Here is a 15,326-nt window from a genome sequence, read left to right as displayed (position 1 = left end):
CGGTGCTGGGAAGTGCCTATGATACCGCGATTAGCAGCCGGGCTGCACTCAGTGCAGCGCCAGCAGCACCCCGGCGGTAGCGGCGATTTTTTCCAGCAGCGCCTCGTCGTAAGGCAGCCACGGCACGGCACCCAGCTTGTTCCCCTTCGCGAGCACCTCGGTCGCCACCTCGGCGCCGTCCAGCGTGACCCTGCCCGTGGTCAGGTGGATGGCGTGCCTGCCCACCATCAGGTGACGGGGCTCGAGCGCCATGCGCCCTGCTTCGATCTGCTGCGCAAACACTTGACGCAGCACGGTGCGCCGCATGCCCGCCATCGGCCCCGGGGGCAAGTTGGCCAGGTAAGACAAGCGCTCTTCGCGCTGCACGCTTTGCTCGTCTTCCACCAGCGCCAACGCGCTGGCGCTGACCAGCAGATCCACCGCGCGGCACGCTTCCGAATAGGCCACAGGCGCCAGCGGCAGCATCTGCGCGGGCGCCAGCCCGTTAGACGTGCAGGCGCCGCCCGCGCCTGGATAGACACGTCCCTCGAGGCGCAGCAATACGCGCCAGGTGCCGAACCCGCGCGACAAGCCTTCATCGTCGTCCAGCCGCCAGCCTTCGCGGCGGGCCAGTCCCAGCAAGGCAGGCAGCGACAGCTGGTAACCGGAAAATGGGGCGCTGCCGTCGCCGGGCGGTGCATATATTTCACGATACACCTGGCGCAGCGGCTGGCGCACGCGCTGCTGTGTAACCAGCGCCTGCCAGGCGGCGCGCTGCTCTCCGCTGCCGTGCAGGGGATGCCACAGGCCGATCTCGCCTTCTCCCTGTAGCGGCACATCCGCCGGCTGCCCCCATGCATTGATGGCACCCTCGCCATCGAGCATGAAAGCCTGGCCGTCGCCCGTGCGCCACACCAGCGCGCGCGCCACCGTATCGATATCGGCATCGTCGCGCAAGGCGCGCCATTGATCCAGCCCCAGACGCACGTCGCTGGCATAGCCCGCTTCCAGGCGGCGCGCCAGCATGGCCTGGCGCCGTTTGCCCATGGGACCGGGCATGCCGATCCTCCAGGCGATATCGGGCCGTTCGGCCAGCGCCCGTTCGGCCGGTTTCAGATTGCGTTCCAGCTTCTTGCGGATGCCCGCATGGCGCACCTGCGCCAGCGCCGTGCGCAGGGCCAGCAAGCTTTCCGGCGTGGGGATGGTTTCCACCGCATGGCCCAGCGCCATCGCCAACGATTGCGACGGCGCGCTCTTGGCCGTGCCGGGTGCGACGCATACCAAGGGCAGCAAGACGCTGATCACGGGCCTGAACCATGCGTCATCGCGATAGGCGGCGACCCGCGCGGCGCGCGCCAGCACCTGAGAGTCTGCCGTGGCAAAGGCGGCATCGGCAGCATACGGCACGCCGCCGTCATGAATGGCGGCGATATGGCGTGCCGCCTGTTCCAGTATCGTGCGCGCAAATTCGACATACGCCGCATCGTCGGCCAGCACGGCAGCGGGATCCGCCTCGCCGATACTGTCGCGGCTCCAGTGGCCGCTGTAGCGCGAGCCGGCCAGCGCCAGCAGGGACGCTTGCTCCAGCTGCGGCAGCAATTCCAATTCATGCAAGGTCAATGGCATCGGATAAAGGGCGTGACGCTCCTCCATTGCCTGCGCAAATTGCGCAGGGGCGTCGCCGCCAGCAAGGCGCGCCAGCAGGTAGGCCTGGTAGGGGCACTCGGCCCAGCCCGAGGTTTTGCCGAGAATGCGCCGCGCCTGCCCCGCCGTGCCTGCCGGTGCCTCGCCCTGCAGGCAAGCCAGGCAGCCGATGACATACTCCCATTCCCGGTTGTAATCGCCGGCCGCGTCCAGCGCATCGAGGAACATGGCGCCTGCCAGCGCCGGCGCCAGGTTCATGCTGGTCGCTTGTGCCAATAGCGCCGTCGCCAGCTCGCGCCGCGCCGTATCGTCATGGCCGAAGCGCGCCGCGCGATGCAACGCCCCCCAGATGGCGCCCAGTTCTTCCGGTGTCCAGTCGTTGAAATCGACGGGCGGCCCCGTGAATCGCGCATGGTCGACAAAGCCGCCATCGAGGCGTACGCGCAGGGCTGCGGCACGCGTGGTCTCAGATGGCATCATCGGCCTCGTAGCGGCGCAAGCCTTCCAGGTCCAGCACGCGGATGCCGCCGTAATCGAGGCGCAGCAAGCCTTTCTTTTCCAGCACCTGCAAGGCCTGGTTGGCGCGCTGGCGCGAAGAGCCCGACAGCAGGCCGATTTCCTCCTGCGACAGCTGCACCAGCGTCTCCACGCCGGGGTACAAATGCGAGTTGAACATCGACGCCAGGCAGCGCGCCACGCGCGTATTCAGGTCCAGCAAGCGTTCGTTTTCCACCATGCCGATGAACTGCCCCAGGCGCTCGTTGAGCTGCATCAGCAGGAAGCGCGTAAACGGCAAACTCGTTTCCAGCAGCCAGTGGAAGGTGGCGCCTGGCAGGCGCGCCACGCGCGTATCGCGCAGGGCCATGGTGTCGTATTTGCGGATTTCATTCTTCAGCAATGAACCTTCGCCGAACCAGCTGCCGGGCGGCACGCCGATGAAGGTCATGGCCTTGCCGGAGGCGGAAAAATTATTCATCTTGACCATGCCGCTGATGACGCCGATCCAGTTGTCCACCGGCTCGCCCTTGCGGCAGACAAAGCCGCCTTTCGGCACGAAAGTCTCGAACACATCCGCCTCGACCCGGGCCATTTGCACGGGATCGAGCAGCTGTGCCCAGTTGGCCGCGCGCACGGCATCCTTGAGACTGATATCAGGGTAGGTCATTGTGCGATGCACCATCGAAAAGTGGGTAAATGTCCCCGAAAAGACAACTTGGCAAACTAACGCAAGCTACTATCATTGCACAAACGCCTTACACATAAAAAACACAGAGCGCCATCCAACGAGGTGGGGCCTGAGACAAGCAACAGGGAGACACTGGTGCAAACGAATACCACAGCAACAATGCCGACTTTTCCGCGGCGCTTATTGCAACACGGGACAGTACGATCCGACAAGCCCGCCTTTCGCGAAAAACACCTGGGCATCTGGCAAACCTGGACCTGGCGCGAGGTCAACGACGAGGTGCGCGCGCTGGCCTGCGGCCTGGCCGCCATCGGCTTCCAGCGCGGTATGAACCTGGCCATCATCGGCGACAACCGTCCCCGCCTGTACTGGGCCATGCTGGCTGCGCAAAGCCTCGGCGGCGTGCCCGTGCCACTGTACCAGGACGCGCCGGCCGCCGACATGGCCTATGTGCTGCAGGATGCGGAGATCCGCTACGCCATCGTCGAAGACCAGGAGCAGGTCGACAAGCTGCTCGAACTCAAGGCCCTGTATCCGCACGTCGCCCACATCGCCTATGACGATGAACGGGGCATGCGCCATTACCGCCAGCCGGAACTGATGTCGTTTGCCGCACTGCAGACGCTGGGCCGCGCGTACGACCGCGAACATCCGGGCTTTTTCGACGCCGCCGTGGCAGCGGGCCAGGGCAGCGACTCCGCCGTGATCCTGTACACCTCGGGCACCACGGGCAAGCCGAAGGGCGTGTGCCAGAGCCACACGGCGCTGCTGGCCGCAGGCGTTGGCGGCGTCGCCTTCGACCAGCTCACCGACGAGGAAGACATCCTGTCCTACCTGCCCATGGCGTGGGTCGGCGACTGCCTGTTCTCGCTGGCGCAAGCCATGGTGGCCGGCTTCACCGTCAACTGCCCCGAATCGGGCGACACGGTGATGATCGACATGCGCGAAATCGGCCCCACCTGCTACTTTGCGCCGCCGCGCGTGTTCGAGAACATGCTCACCAGCGTGATGATACGCATGGAAGACGCCAGCAGCATCAAGCGCCACATGTTCAGCCATTTCATGGACGTGGCCAAGCGCTGCGGCGCGCAGATTTTGGATGGCAAGCCAGTCTCGCTGGCGGACCGCCTCAGCTACAAGCTGGGCGAGCTGCTCGTCTACGGCCCGCTGAAAAACGTACTGGGACTGTCGCGCGTGCGCGTCGCCTACACGGCCGGTGCCGCTATCGGCCCCGACCTGTTCCGCTTCTACCGCTCCATCGGCGTCAACCTCAAGCAATTGTACGGTTCCACCGAAACCTGCGCCTATGTGTGCCTGCAGCCGGACGGCAATATCAAGTTCGACAGCGTCGGCTTGCCGGCGCCGGGCGTGGAAGTCAAGCTGGCGGCCAATGGCGAAGTGCTGGTGAAGTCGCCCGCCACCATGAGCGGCTACTTCAAGCGGCCCGACGCCACCGCCGAAGTGATCGACGACGACGGCTATTTCCATACGGGCGACGCGGGCGTGTTCGACGGCGAAGGCCACCTGAAAATCATCGACCGCGCGGCCGACGTCGGCAAGATGAATTGCGGCGCCATGTTCGCGCCCAACTACATCGAAAACAAGCTCAAGTTCTTCCCCTTCATCAAGGAAGTGGTGGCCTTCGGCCATGCGCGCGACCAGGTGTGCGCCTTCATCAACATCGACATCGAAGCGGTGGGCAACTGGTCCGAACGGCGCGGCATCGCCTACTCGGGCTACACCGACCTGGCGGCGCGCGCCGAGACCTATGGCCTGATCCGCGACTGCATCGAGCAAGTCAACGCGGAACTGGCAGCCGACCCGCTGATGGACCGCACGCAGGTGCACCGCTTCCTCGTGCTGCACAAGGAACTCGACCCGGACGACGACGAGCTGACGCGCACGCGCAAGGTACGCCGCAAATTCATCGCCGAAAAGTACGCGGTGCTCATTTCCGCCCTGTATGAGGGCAAGGCAACGCAATACATCGAGACCCAGGTGAAATTCGAGGATGGCCGCCTTGGCTCAACCAGCGCCAACCTGCATATCTGGGACAGCAAAACGTACCGGCCCCAGGGCCTGGCCGCATGATGGAGCACAGCACGATGCAAATGAATGAACCCGACGCCCATTTCGGCACGGCCCGCAAGACGGGTCCCGTGATCCTCGACCTGAAGAACATCTCGCTGTCGTTCGGCGGCGTGAAAGCCCTGACCGACATCTCGTTTAACGTCAAACAGCATGAAATCCGCGCCATCATCGGCCCGAACGGCGCGGGCAAAAGCTCGATGCTCAACGTGATCAATGGCGTGTACCGTCCGCAGCAGGGAGAAATCATCTACCGGGGCGAACACCGGCGCGGCATGGACTGCTACCAGGCTGCCAAGTCCGGCATCGCGCGCACCTTCCAGAACATCGCCCTGTTCAAGGGCATGACGGTGCTGGACAACATCATGACGGGGCGCAACCTGAAGATGAAGTCGAATTTTCTCTTGCAAGCCCTGTACTGGGGCCCGGCGCGGCGCGAGGAAATCGAGCACCGCAAGAAGGCCGAGGAAATCATCGACTTCCTGGAAATCCAGGCCATCCGCAAGACGCCCGTGGGGCGCCTGCCCTACGGCCTGCAAAAGCGGGTGGAGCTGGGCCGCGCGCTGGTGGCCGAACCGGACATCCTGCTGCTGGATGAACCGATGGCCGGCATGAACGTGGAGGAGAAGCAGGACATGTGCCGCTTCATCCTCGACGTCAACGACCAGCTGGGCACGACCATCGTGCTGATCGAGCATGACATGGGCGTGGTGATGGATATCTCCGACCGGGTGGTGGTGCTCGATTACGGCAAGAAGATCGGCGACGGCACGCCCGACGAGGTGCGCAGCAACCAGGATGTCATCAACGCCTACTTAGGTGTGGCGCACTAGACGAGGAATAGCAATGAATATCAATTTTTTCTTTGAAGTGCTGATCGGCGGCCTGCTGTCGGGCGTCATGTATGCGCTGGTAGCGATCGGTTTTGTATTGATCTACAAGGCATCGGGCGTGTTCAATTTTGCGCAGGGCGCAATGGTGTTTTTCGCCGCCCTCACCTGCGTCGGCATCATGGACAAGTTCGGCCTGTCGCTGTGGCTGGCGATCCCGCTGACGATGGTAACGATGATAGTACTGGGCATGGCGATTGAAAGAGTGGTCTTGCGCCCGCTCGTCAACCAGCCCGAAATCACGCTGTTCATGGCCACCATCGGCCTGACCTTTTTCATCGAAGGCCTGGCGCAGCTGATGTGGGGCTCGCAAGTGCACAAGCTGGACCTGCCCATCGAAGACGTGCCGATGCAATTCCTGATGGACCGCTTCGACATCAACATCTCGCAGTTCGACCTGATGGCGGCCGGCATCTGCGCGCTGCTGGTGATTTGCCTGGCCTTGCTGTTCTCGAAAACCAAGGTGGGCCGCGCCCTGCGCGCCGTCGCCGACGACCATCAGGCGGCACTGGCGGTCGGCATCCCGCTGCAGCGCATCTGGGCCGTGGTGTGGGGTGTAGCGGGCCTGGTGGCCATGGTGGCCGGCTTGCTGTGGGGCGCGCGCAACGGCGTGCAATTCGCCCTCACCTTCATCGCCTTGAAAGCGCTGCCCGTGCTGATCCTCGGCGGCTTTACGTCGGTGCCGGGCGCCATCGTCGGTGGCCTGATCATCGGCGCGTCGGAAAAGCTGGCCGAAGTCTACCTCGGCCCCATGGTGGGCGGCGGCATCGAAGGCTGGTTCCCGTATGTGCTGGCCCTGCTGTTCCTGCTGGTGCGCCCGGAAGGCCTGTTCGGCGAGAAGATCATCCGGCGTATCTGACGCCGCACCGCCGCCGCATGATGCACACGACGCACCCATCACAAAGGACACGCCATGATTTACCGTGAAGCAGGACAGTTCAAGACCAGCTACCAGGCTGACAACCAGATTTTCCCGATCAGGCAAGACCGCCTGGCACTGACGGCCACGCTCCTCGTCGCCGTCTTCCTCTTGCCGTATTTCGCCTCGCCCTACATGCTGTCGGCGATCCTGATCCCCTTCCTGATCTTCGCCCTGGCGGCACTGGGCCTGAACATCCTGACCGGTTACGCGGGCCAGCTGTCGCTGGGTACGGCCGCCTTCATGGCCGTGGGCGCGTTCGCCTCGTATAACTTCATGGCCCGCCTGCCCGGCTTGCCGCTGCTGGTGTCGTTCATCCTCGGCGGCCTGTGTGCGGCCATGGTGGGCATCGCCTTCGGTCTGCCGTCACTGCGCATCCGCGGCTTTTACCTGGCCGCCTCCACCCTGGCGACGCAGTTTTTTGTCGTCTGGTGCCTGACCAAGATCCCGTATCTCACCAACTACAGCTCCTCGGGCGTCATCACGGTGCAGAAGATGACCATCCTCGGCTACCAGTTCGATACGCCGCAAAGCAAATACCTGCTGGTGCTGGCCATCGTGGCCGGCATGGCGCTACTGGCCAAGAACATGATCCGCTCGAACGTGGGCCGCTCGTGGATGGCCGTGCGCGACATGGACATGGCGGCCGAGGTGATCGGTTTCAGATTGATGCGCACCAAGCTGCTGGCGTTTGCCGTCAGCTCGTTCTACTGCGGCGTGGCCGGCGCGCTGTATGCATACGCCTACCTGGGCACGGTGGAACCGGAAGCGTACAACCTGGACCTGTCCTTCCGCATCCTGTTCATGATCATCATCGGCGGCGTCGGTTCGATCCTCGGTTCCTTCCTCGGCGCGGCCTTCATCGTGCTGTTGCCCGTCTTCCTGAACACCATCGCGCATGGCCTGGCATTGCCGACCAGCGTGGCCTCGAACCTGGAACTGATGGTGTTCGGCGCGCTGATCATCTTCTTCCTGATCGTCGAGCCGCACGGCCTGGCCAGGCTGTGGCAGATCGCGAAGGAAAAGTTGAGACTCTGGCCCTTCCCCCATTAAGTTTTTGCAGTCGATGTCGGTTCACTTGAATACCAAATAAAACAAGAGGAGACACACAATGAAACACATCAAATCGCTCATGCTGGCCGCCGCCATCGCCAGTGCCGCACTCACCATGGCCGGCAGCGCGCAGGCGCAGGACAAAGAGCAGTACATCGCTCTGCCATCCTACCGCGTGGGTCCCTACGCGGCCGGCGGCTCCGGTTTCTACGGCGGCATCATCGACTACTTCAACCTGGTTAACCAGGCCGGCGGCGTCAATGGCGTCAAGATCAGCTGGGAAGAATGCGAAACCGAATACAACCCCTCGCGCGGCGTGGAATGCTATGAACGCCTGAAAACCAAACAAGGCGGCGCCACCCTGGTGGAAACCCTGTCCACGGGCGTCGCCTACGGCATCCTGGACCGCGTGGCACAAGACAAGATCCCCATGACGATGATCGGCTACGGCCGCTCGGACGCCGCCAACGGCAAGGTCTTCCCGTACGTATATCCGCTGATCTCCAGCTACTGGAGCCAGGCTGCCGCCATGATCAAGTACCTGGGCGACAAGGATGGCGGCATGGACAAGCTGAAGGGTAAAAAAATCGTCCACCTGTACCACGATTCGGCCTTCGGCAAGGAGCCGCTGCCCGTGCTCGAAGCGCTGTCGAAACAATACGGCTTCGAACTGGTGAAAATTCCCGTCGCGCCGCCAGGCAGCGAACAGCAATCGCAATGGCTGCAAATCCGCCAGGCCAAGCCGGACCACGTGATCCTGTGGGGCTGGGGCGTCATGAATTCCGTCGCCATCAAGACGGCGCAGCGCAACGGCTTCCCGCGCGACAAAATGCTGGGCGTCTGGTGGGCCGGCTCCGAGGAAGACACGATTCCATCGGGCGACGCAGCCAAGGGCTACACGGCGATGACCTTCAATACGCCAGGTAACTACCCCGTGCTCGACGACATCCGCAAGAAACTCTACGCGTCCGGCAAGGGCAACCTGTCCGACCAGTCGCGCATCGGCTCCGTCTACCACATGCGCGGCGTAACGGCCGGCATTCTGTGGGTGGAAGCGATCCGCACTGCGCAGGAAAAATTCGGCAAGGGCAAACCAATCACGGGTGAGCAGATGCGCTGGGGCCTGGAAAACCTGAACGTCGACGATGCGCGCCAAAAAGCAGTGGGCGCGCTGGGCATGTTCCCTACTGTGAAGACCAGCTGCGACGACCATGAAGGCTCGGGCGCCGTGAAGGTGCAGCAGTGGGATGGCAAGAAGTGGACCGCCATCACGCCGAAGTGGATCGTCGGCGACAAGGCCCTGGTGCGCAAGCTGGTCGAGGAATCCTCTGGCAAGTACGCGGAAGAGAAAAAGATCACGCCGGCGTGCATGAAGTAATGCCGTAGGCGAGAGGAACCGGACCGGCCAACGCCGGTCCCGTGTTGAACATTTTAAAGAAGCAGCCATGACCCACACTGCCACGCAATCCACGCCCCAGGCGGAAACGCCGCCGCCCTACCTGTCGGTGAACAATATCGAAGTCATCTACGACCACGTGATCCTGGTCCTGAAGGGCGTGTCGCTGCAAGTGCCGCAAGGCAAGATCGTGGCGCTCCTGGGCGCCAACGGCGCCGGCAAGTCGACCACCCTGAAAACCATCTCGACCCTGCTGCGCGGCGAACGGGGCGACGTCACCAAGGGCGAAGTCCAGTTCAAGGGCGAGCGCGTGGACCAGCTGACGCCGAATGAACTGGTGAAGCGGGGCCTGTCGCAAGTGATGGAGGGACGCCACTGTTTCGGCCACCTCACCATCGAGGAAAACCTGCTGACGGGCGCCTACACGCGCAGCCTGTCGCGCGGCGAGCTGAAAGACGCGCTGGACAAGGTGTATCACTACTTTCCGCGCCTGAAAACGCGGCGCAGCAGCCAGGCCGGTTACACCTCGGGCGGCGAACAGCAGATGTGCGCCATCGGCCGCGCGCTGATGGCCAAGCCGTCGATGATTTTGCTGGATGAGCCGTCGATGGGCATCGCGCCGCAGATCGTCGAAGAGATCTTCGGCATCGTCAAGGACCTGAACCACAAGGAAAACGTGTCTTTCCTGCTGGCCGAGCAGAACACCAATGTGGCGCTGCGCTATGCCGACTTCGGCTACATCCTGGAAAACGGACGGGTCGTGATGGAAGGACAAGCCCAGGAACTGGCCAGCAACGAAGACGTCAAAGAGTTTTATCTGGGCGTGTCCAGCGCCGGGCGCAAGAGCTTCCGCGACATGAAGTTCTACCGCCGCCGCAAGCGCTGGCTGGCCTGACATCGGGAGTCGCCGTCATGGACCTGGAACGGGCGAAGCAAGTGTGCCGCGGCTTTCCCGGCGCGACGCAAGACATCAAGTGGAGCAACGTACTGGCGTTTTGCGTTGGCGGCAAGATGTTCGCCCTGTGCGGCGCGGAAGCGCACAGCACGCGCGGCATGAGCTTCAAGGTCGATGCGGAGCGCTTCCTGGAATTGACGGACCGTCCCGGCTTTCGCCCGGCGCCCTATCTGGCGCGGGCCAAGTGGGTGCTGGTCGCCAGCCCCGACGCCCTCGACGACGACGAAATGGCCGCCCTGCTGCAGCGCTCATACAGCCTGATTGTTGCGGGGCTGACGAAAAAAATGCAACGTGACATTGGAGAATCCGCAACATGACCGATACGCTCGACAGTCTGGAAGCACGCGCCCCCGAGGCGCGCGAACGCGAATTGATGGCCGGCCTGCCGCAGCTGATCGCGCGCGCGCAACAGGCGCCGGGCTGGGCCCGCATCCTCGATGGCGTCAACGCAGCCGACATCACCAGCCGCGCCGCGCTGGCGCAGCTGCCCGTGACGCGCAAGTCCGACCTCAAGCAATTGCAGCACACGCAACTGCCGTTCGGCGGCTTGAACACGACGCCGAAAAACGCCCTGTCGCGCGTGTTCGTCTCGCCCGGCCCCATCTTCGATCCCGAAGGCCGCGGCCCCGACTGGTGGCGCTTCGCGCGCCCCATGTACGCTGCCGGCGTGCGCGCCGGCGGCCTGCTGCAGAACTGCTTTTCGTATCACTTCACGCCGGCCGCCTTCATGGTCGAAGGCGGCGCCGCGCGCATCGGCTGCACCGTCATCCCGGCCGGCATCGGCCAGACGGAAATGCAGGTGCAGGCGATGGTCGACCTGAAGCCGGACACGTATATCGGCACGCCGTCATTCCTGAAACTGATCATCGAGAAAGCGCGCGAAATGGGCGCCGACATCAGCAGCGTCACCAAGGCCGTGATGGGTGCGGAAGCCTTGCCCGAGTCCCTGCGCAGCTGGTTTGCGGAGAACGGCGTGCCGCACGTGTTCCAGACCTATGCCTCGGCCGACATCGGCAGCATCGCCTATGAAACGGCCAGCAATGGCAAGCTCAATCCCGGCATGGTCGTTGACGAAAACGTGCTGCTGGAAATCGTCCATCCGGGCAGCGGCATTCCCGTCGCGCCGGGCGAAGTAGGCGAAGTGGTCGTCACCGTCTTCAATGCCGACTACCCGCTGATCCGCTTCGCCACGGGAGACTTGTCCGCCGTGCTGACGAACGCGCCGGAGTCGCCGTGCGGCCGCACGAATACGCGCATCAAGGGCTGGATGGGGCGCGCGGATCAAACCACCAAGGTGCGCGCCATGTTCGTGCATCCGTCGCAGGTGCATGAAATTGCACGCCGCCACCCGCAGATCAAAAAAGCACGGCTGGTGGTATCGGGACGCATGGCCAACGACGAGATGACTTTGCATTGCGAAGTCGACGATCCGCTGGACGCCAGCGGCGTGGAAGCCATCATCGGCTCGATCCGCGAACTGACCAAGCTGCGCGGCGACGTAGTGCTCGTGGCCGTGGGCAGCCTGGCGCAAGATGGGAAAATCATCGACGACATGCGCGATTACAAATAAGGCCGATTTGCGGGATAATACCGGCATTGACCATCAGCCCCATTCATCGCCATGCAAGAGTCCATGCAAGAATTTCATCACAACCGTGCCCGTGACCTGATCAAGAACGCGGAACTGCTGTTCGACCAAGACGCCGTGCAGGCTTCGATCACGCGCATGGCCGATGTGCTCAACACGCGCTTCAACGCCGAGGATTCGAAAGAGTTCCCGCTGGTGCTGGGCGTGATGGGCGGCGCCGTCGTCTTTACGGGCAACCTGCTGCCGCAACTGAGCTTTCCGCTCGAATTCGACTACATCCACGTGAGCCGCTACGGCGACGACGACAAGGGCGGCGAAGTGGTGTGGAAAGTCATCCCCCGCTCGAATGTAGCGGGCCGCACCGTCATCGTGCTCGACGATATTCTCGACGAAGGCGAAACCCTGGCACACGTCAAGCAGCGCCTGCTGGACATGGGCGCCTCGGAAGTGATCCTGGCCGTGTTTGCCGACAAGGCCATCGGCAAGAAAAAACCCGTGCAAGCCGACATCGTCGGCCTGGTGATCCCGAACCGCTTCGTCGTCGGCTTCGGCATGGATGCGTATGGCTACTGGCGCAACCTGCCGGGCTTGTGGGCCATCAAGCCTGAGGATTTGAAGCAGGAATAAGGATGGCTTGGATGACGCGGCATGCCGCGTCATCCGGCAGCAGCAGAGTTACAGCTTCAACCGCGCGCGCGCCGCATCGTATTCGGCTTTCAGGCGCGCCACCATCTCTTCCACGCTCGGCACGTCATCCATCAAGCCCACGCCCTGACCCGCGCCCCAGATGTCGCGCCAGGCCTTGGCGCTGCCCGAGCCGAAATTCATCGCGCTCTTGTCCGCTTCGGGCAAGGCTTCCGGATCGAGTCCGGCCGCTTCGATCGATTTTTTCAGGTAATTGCCGTGCACGCCAGTAAACAGGTTCGTGTAGACGATGTCCGCCGCGCTGGAATCGACGATGGCGTCGCGGTAGCCATCGCTGACGTTCGATTCCTTGGTCGCCAGCCAGCGCGAGCCGATGTAGGCGAAATCGGCGCCCATCGCTTGCGCGGCCAGCACGGCGTCACCCGTGGCGATGGAACCGGACAGCGCCAGCGGACCGTCGAAGAATTTGCGCACTTCGCCCACCAGCGCGAACGGCGACAGGGTGCCCGCGTGGCCGCCGGCGCCGCTGGCGACCAGAATCAAGCCATCGACACCCGCCTCCAGCGCCTTTTTCGCGTGACGGATCGAAATCACGTCATGCAGCACGATGCCGCCATAGCTGTGGATGGCGTCGAGCATTTCCTTGGGCGGCGCACGCAGCGAGGAAATGATGATGGGGATCTGGTGTTTCACGCACACTTCCACGTCGTGCGCGAGGCGGTCGTTCGACTGGTGCACGATCTGGTTGACAGCGATCGGCCCGACTTTCTTGTCCGGGTTGGCGGCCTGGAAGGCGGCCAGTTCGGCCTGCAAGTCCGTCAGCCACGTGTCGAGCAATTCGGCGGGACGCGCATTCAGGGCCGGGAAGGAACCGACGATGCCGGCCTTGCACTGCGCCGCGACGAGGGCCGGGCCGCTGGCGATGAACATCGGCGAGGCGATAACGGGTAAGGAGAGGTTTTGCAACGCAACAGGCAATGCCATGGCGGACTCGCTGGAAAGTTGATCGGACGTAAAAAACACTGAACGTTGATTATAGTGCAGAAAAAGTACGATCGTGCTGAATTTATCGCACCGACGCTTCAACCCTCGTTGAGCAAGTACTCACCCTCGACGCGCGCCGCTACAGCCCTAACCAGCTGGGACACGGCCCACTCGGCCAGCGCGGCCGCCTCCTGGCGCAGAAAGCGCCGGTTGGCTTCCTCGAAGATGGGCATGCCGCGCAACAGGGCCGGTATGTCGGCGAGGGCGATGCGCTGGCGTTCCAGCAGCAGGAATTTCAGCAGCACCTTCACGGCGTTCTGCGCATTGCGCACGGGGTCGGACGCCAGGTAATCGAGGCGCGAATACGCGCGCTGCAGGGCACCGGCGGCATCCGTGAATGGCCGCCCGTGGCCGGGGATCACCACGCGCACGTCCAGGCTGGCGATCAGGTCCAGGGTGGCGCGCGCTTCCAGAAAGCCGGAGCCGCCATCGAGTTCCGGAAAGATCACGCCGAAGCCGTTTTCCCACAGAGCGTCGGCGGAAATCAGGATGCCCTCCTGGCCGCAGTAAAAAATCAGCGAGTGCGGGTCGTGGCCCGGTGCGCCCAGCGCCTGCCAGGCCATGTCGGCCAAGGTCAACGTGTCGCCGGGCGAGACGGTGGCGTCAAAGCCGAAGCGCGGGCATTGCTGGCCCGTGGCCTGGAAGCTGAGGGCATCGATATCCCAGGCGCGCACCTTGTCCGCTTCCGATACGGGAATGGCCGTATGGCAGCCGTATTCGGCTTGCAGCAGCGCGTTGCCGCCGCAATGGTCGGAGTGCAGATGCGTATTGAACAAGCGGTCCAGGGGACGGCCATCGAGACTGTGGCGCAGCAGGGCCAGGGTTTGCGGCGCATGCGTGACATAGCCGCTGTCGATCAGGGCCGTGTCGTCCCTGCCCTGGAACAGGATGTTATTCGACGACAGCCAGCCGCGTTCGAACACCTGAATGGAATCGGGGAACAGCGCTGGCGATCGCGGCATGGGCTTCCTCAGTAATCGGGCTCGAAGTCGAGCAGGGATTCGCGCCCAGGCAATTCGGCCCACACGGCGCGCTTGAAGTCGTCGTCGGCCTTGCTCCAGGCGATGATCTCGTCGAGCGTGCGCAGGCAGCCTTCGCACAAGCCGCTGTTGCGGTTCATCTTGCACAGACTGACGCAGGGCGACGGCACCGGCGACGGCAAAGTGAGCGGAGCGGCTGGCGGAGGTGGGGTAGCGACCATCATGGAGCGGCATCGGTAAACGTGAAGGCATTCATTATGCCGCGAAACCGCGCCGGCGAGTCGGCGGCATCGCCCTGCAATGACACTGTCAACATATTTTCCGACGGAAAAGTAATCGAAAATACATTATTTGAAAATTTATTTTGCGGCCCGTCTCACTCTGCGGGAGCCCGTCCTACAACGTGATCAGGCCAGATCCTGCTTGACTTGAGATATTTCAGAACTATACTACCATCCATACAGATGGCAATTGGATGCCACGTGGAGTTTTTGGAGAGATATGGCCAAGCAAGACAGCAAGCCCAAAATTGGGGAATCCGAGAAAATCACGATCAACCTCGGCTTGATCGACCTGGGGCAGATCGATTTGCTGGTCCAGGAGGGATTTTATTCCAACCGCACGGATCTGATCCGTACGGCCATACGCAATCAACTCAATACGCACGCCGACGTGGTGAAACAAACCGTCGCCCGTAAAAGCCTGGTATTGGGCATGCAGCATTATTCGCGCGCCGACCTGGAAGCGATCCAGGCAGCCGGCCAGCGCCTGCAGATACAGGTGCTGGGACTGGCCAGCATCGCCAGCGACGTCTCCGTGGAACTGGCACTTGCCACCATCGAGTCGATCTTCGTATTAGGTGCCCTGCACGCCAGCACCGTCGTCAAGACGGCGCTCGCAGGGCGAATTCACTAGCGTATTGGTTCGCGGCGATGACCCGGCCGATGCGCGGCACCGTT

The 15,326-nt window shown here is 63.0% G+C and carries 15 protein-coding genes; 10 read left to right on the top strand and 5 right to left on the bottom strand.

Annotated features, from left to right (window positions below):
- Positions 1 to 48 precede the first annotated feature (48 nt).
- Positions 49 to 2,103: a DUF4132 domain-containing protein gene (locus O3299_RS20380; RefSeq protein ID WP_305063083.1), complete on the bottom strand. Its 2,055-nt coding sequence runs from the start codon at positions 2,101 to 2,103 to the stop codon at positions 49 to 51.
- On the bottom strand, positions 2,090 to 2,788 hold the full coding sequence (locus O3299_RS20375; RefSeq protein ID WP_099665901.1) for a Crp/Fnr family transcriptional regulator: 699 nt from the start codon (positions 2,786 to 2,788) through the stop codon (positions 2,090 to 2,092). Before O3299_RS20375 ends, O3299_RS20380 begins: the two co-directional genes overlap by 14 nt.
- A 180-nt stretch (positions 2,789 to 2,968) precedes the next feature.
- Between O3299_RS20375 and O3299_RS20370 the strand changes: the two genes are divergently transcribed.
- From O3299_RS20370 to O3299_RS20330, 9 genes are all read left to right on the top strand, one after another.
- Positions 2,969 to 4,900, top strand: coding sequence for an AMP-binding protein (locus O3299_RS20370; RefSeq protein ID WP_305063082.1), 1,932 nt, complete (start codon positions 2,969 to 2,971; stop codon positions 4,898 to 4,900).
- A 14-nt stretch (positions 4,901 to 4,914) separates the two neighbouring features.
- The gene (locus tag O3299_RS20365) at positions 4,915 to 5,730 is read left to right on the top strand and encodes an ABC transporter ATP-binding protein (RefSeq protein WP_305053710.1); all 816 of its coding nucleotides are present in this window, start codon (positions 4,915 to 4,917) and stop codon (positions 5,728 to 5,730) included.
- Positions 5,731 to 5,749: 19 nt separating this feature from the next.
- Complete coding sequence (locus tag O3299_RS20360; protein ID WP_200880402.1) at positions 5,750 to 6,646, top strand: branched-chain amino acid ABC transporter permease; 897 nt, start codon at positions 5,750 to 5,752, stop codon at positions 6,644 to 6,646.
- A 54-nt stretch (positions 6,647 to 6,700) separates the two neighbouring features.
- A complete protein-coding gene (locus O3299_RS20355) occupies positions 6,701 to 7,759 on the top strand; it encodes a branched-chain amino acid ABC transporter permease (protein ID WP_034752817.1) in 1,059 nt (352 codons plus the stop codon).
- A 58-nt stretch (positions 7,760 to 7,817) separates the two neighbouring features.
- On the top strand, positions 7,818 to 9,137 hold the full coding sequence (locus O3299_RS20350; protein WP_251349537.1) for an ABC transporter substrate-binding protein: 1,320 nt from the start codon (positions 7,818 to 7,820) through the stop codon (positions 9,135 to 9,137).
- Positions 9,138 to 9,204: 67 nt separating this feature from the next.
- Positions 9,205 to 10,050 (top strand): ABC transporter ATP-binding protein, encoded by an 846-nt coding sequence (locus tag O3299_RS20345; RefSeq protein ID WP_305063081.1) that lies wholly within the window; start codon positions 9,205 to 9,207, stop codon positions 10,048 to 10,050.
- Positions 10,051 to 10,067: 17 nt separating this feature from the next.
- The gene (locus O3299_RS20340; protein WP_099665907.1) at positions 10,068 to 10,427 is read left to right on the top strand and encodes an MmcQ/YjbR family DNA-binding protein; all 360 of its coding nucleotides are present in this window, start codon (positions 10,068 to 10,070) and stop codon (positions 10,425 to 10,427) included.
- Positions 10,424 to 11,680 (top strand): phenylacetate--CoA ligase family protein, encoded by a 1,257-nt coding sequence (locus tag O3299_RS20335; protein ID WP_305063080.1) that lies wholly within the window; start codon positions 10,424 to 10,426, stop codon positions 11,678 to 11,680. Before O3299_RS20340 ends, O3299_RS20335 begins: the two co-directional genes overlap by 4 nt.
- A gap of 63 nt (positions 11,681 to 11,743) precedes the next feature.
- On the top strand, positions 11,744 to 12,325 hold the full coding sequence (locus O3299_RS20330; RefSeq protein ID WP_099377742.1) for a hypoxanthine-guanine phosphoribosyltransferase: 582 nt from the start codon (positions 11,744 to 11,746) through the stop codon (positions 12,323 to 12,325).
- A 48-nt stretch (positions 12,326 to 12,373) separates the two neighbouring features.
- Here the strand turns inward: O3299_RS20330 and O3299_RS20325 are convergent, their stop codons facing one another.
- From O3299_RS20325 to O3299_RS20315, 3 genes are all read right to left on the bottom strand, one after another.
- A complete protein-coding gene (locus O3299_RS20325) occupies positions 12,374 to 13,327 on the bottom strand; it encodes a nitronate monooxygenase family protein (protein ID WP_099665909.1) in 954 nt (317 codons plus the stop codon).
- Positions 13,328 to 13,425: 98 nt separating this feature from the next.
- Positions 13,426 to 14,349 (bottom strand): MBL fold metallo-hydrolase, encoded by a 924-nt coding sequence (locus O3299_RS20320; RefSeq protein WP_305063079.1) that lies wholly within the window; start codon positions 14,347 to 14,349, stop codon positions 13,426 to 13,428.
- Between the two features lie 8 nt (positions 14,350 to 14,357).
- Positions 14,358 to 14,591, bottom strand: a complete 234-nt coding sequence (locus O3299_RS20315; protein WP_305053704.1) for a DUF1289 domain-containing protein — start codon at positions 14,589 to 14,591, stop codon at positions 14,358 to 14,360.
- Between the two features lie 277 nt (positions 14,592 to 14,868).
- On the opposite strand from O3299_RS20315, the gene O3299_RS20310 reads away from it, so the two are divergent.
- Positions 14,869 to 15,282 (top strand): CopG family transcriptional regulator, encoded by a 414-nt coding sequence (locus O3299_RS20310; RefSeq protein WP_289899651.1) that lies wholly within the window; start codon positions 14,869 to 14,871, stop codon positions 15,280 to 15,282.
- The last annotated feature ends 44 nt before the right edge of the window (positions 15,283 to 15,326 follow it).

Source organism: Janthinobacterium sp. SUN176 (assembly GCF_030587335.1).
Classification (GTDB): Bacteria; Pseudomonadota; Gammaproteobacteria; order Burkholderiales; family Burkholderiaceae_D; genus Janthinobacterium; species Janthinobacterium kumbetense.
Note: the sequence above shows the minus strand (reverse complement) of the source record. Positions and strands in the feature narration are given on the sequence as shown.

Excerpts from the sequence above, each read along its gene's own strand:
- O3299_RS20345 (WP_305063081.1), top strand. The coding sequence starts at position 9,205 with ATGACCCACACTGCCACGCAATCCACGCCCCAGGCGGAAACGCCGCCG.
- O3299_RS20355 (WP_034752817.1), top strand. The coding sequence starts at position 6,701 with ATGATTTACCGTGAAGCAGGACAGTTCAAGACCAGCTACCAGGCTGAC.
- O3299_RS20325 (WP_099665909.1), bottom strand. The coding sequence starts at position 13,327 with ATGGCATTGCCTGTTGCGTTGCAAAACCTCTCCTTACCCGTTATCGCC.
- O3299_RS20370 (WP_305063082.1), top strand. The coding sequence starts at position 2,969 with ATGCCGACTTTTCCGCGGCGCTTATTGCAACACGGGACAGTACGATCC.
- O3299_RS20320 (WP_305063079.1), bottom strand. The coding sequence starts at position 14,349 with ATGCCGCGATCGCCAGCGCTGTTCCCCGATTCCATTCAGGTGTTCGAA.
- O3299_RS20380 (WP_305063083.1), bottom strand. The coding sequence starts at position 2,103 with ATGATGCCATCTGAGACCACGCGTGCCGCAGCCCTGCGCGTACGCCTC.
- O3299_RS20315 (WP_305053704.1), bottom strand. The coding sequence starts at position 14,591 with ATGATGGTCGCTACCCCACCTCCGCCAGCCGCTCCGCTCACTTTGCCG.
- O3299_RS20335 (WP_305063080.1), top strand. The coding sequence starts at position 10,424 with ATGACCGATACGCTCGACAGTCTGGAAGCACGCGCCCCCGAGGCGCGC.
- O3299_RS20365 (WP_305053710.1), top strand. The coding sequence starts at position 4,915 with ATGCAAATGAATGAACCCGACGCCCATTTCGGCACGGCCCGCAAGACG.
- O3299_RS20375 (WP_099665901.1), bottom strand. The coding sequence starts at position 2,788 with ATGACCTACCCTGATATCAGTCTCAAGGATGCCGTGCGCGCGGCCAAC.
- O3299_RS20340 (WP_099665907.1), top strand. The coding sequence starts at position 10,068 with ATGGACCTGGAACGGGCGAAGCAAGTGTGCCGCGGCTTTCCCGGCGCG.
- O3299_RS20330 (WP_099377742.1), top strand. The coding sequence starts at position 11,744 with ATGCAAGAATTTCATCACAACCGTGCCCGTGACCTGATCAAGAACGCG.
- O3299_RS20350 (WP_251349537.1), top strand. The coding sequence starts at position 7,818 with ATGAAACACATCAAATCGCTCATGCTGGCCGCCGCCATCGCCAGTGCC.
- O3299_RS20310 (WP_289899651.1), top strand. The coding sequence starts at position 14,869 with ATGGCCAAGCAAGACAGCAAGCCCAAAATTGGGGAATCCGAGAAAATC.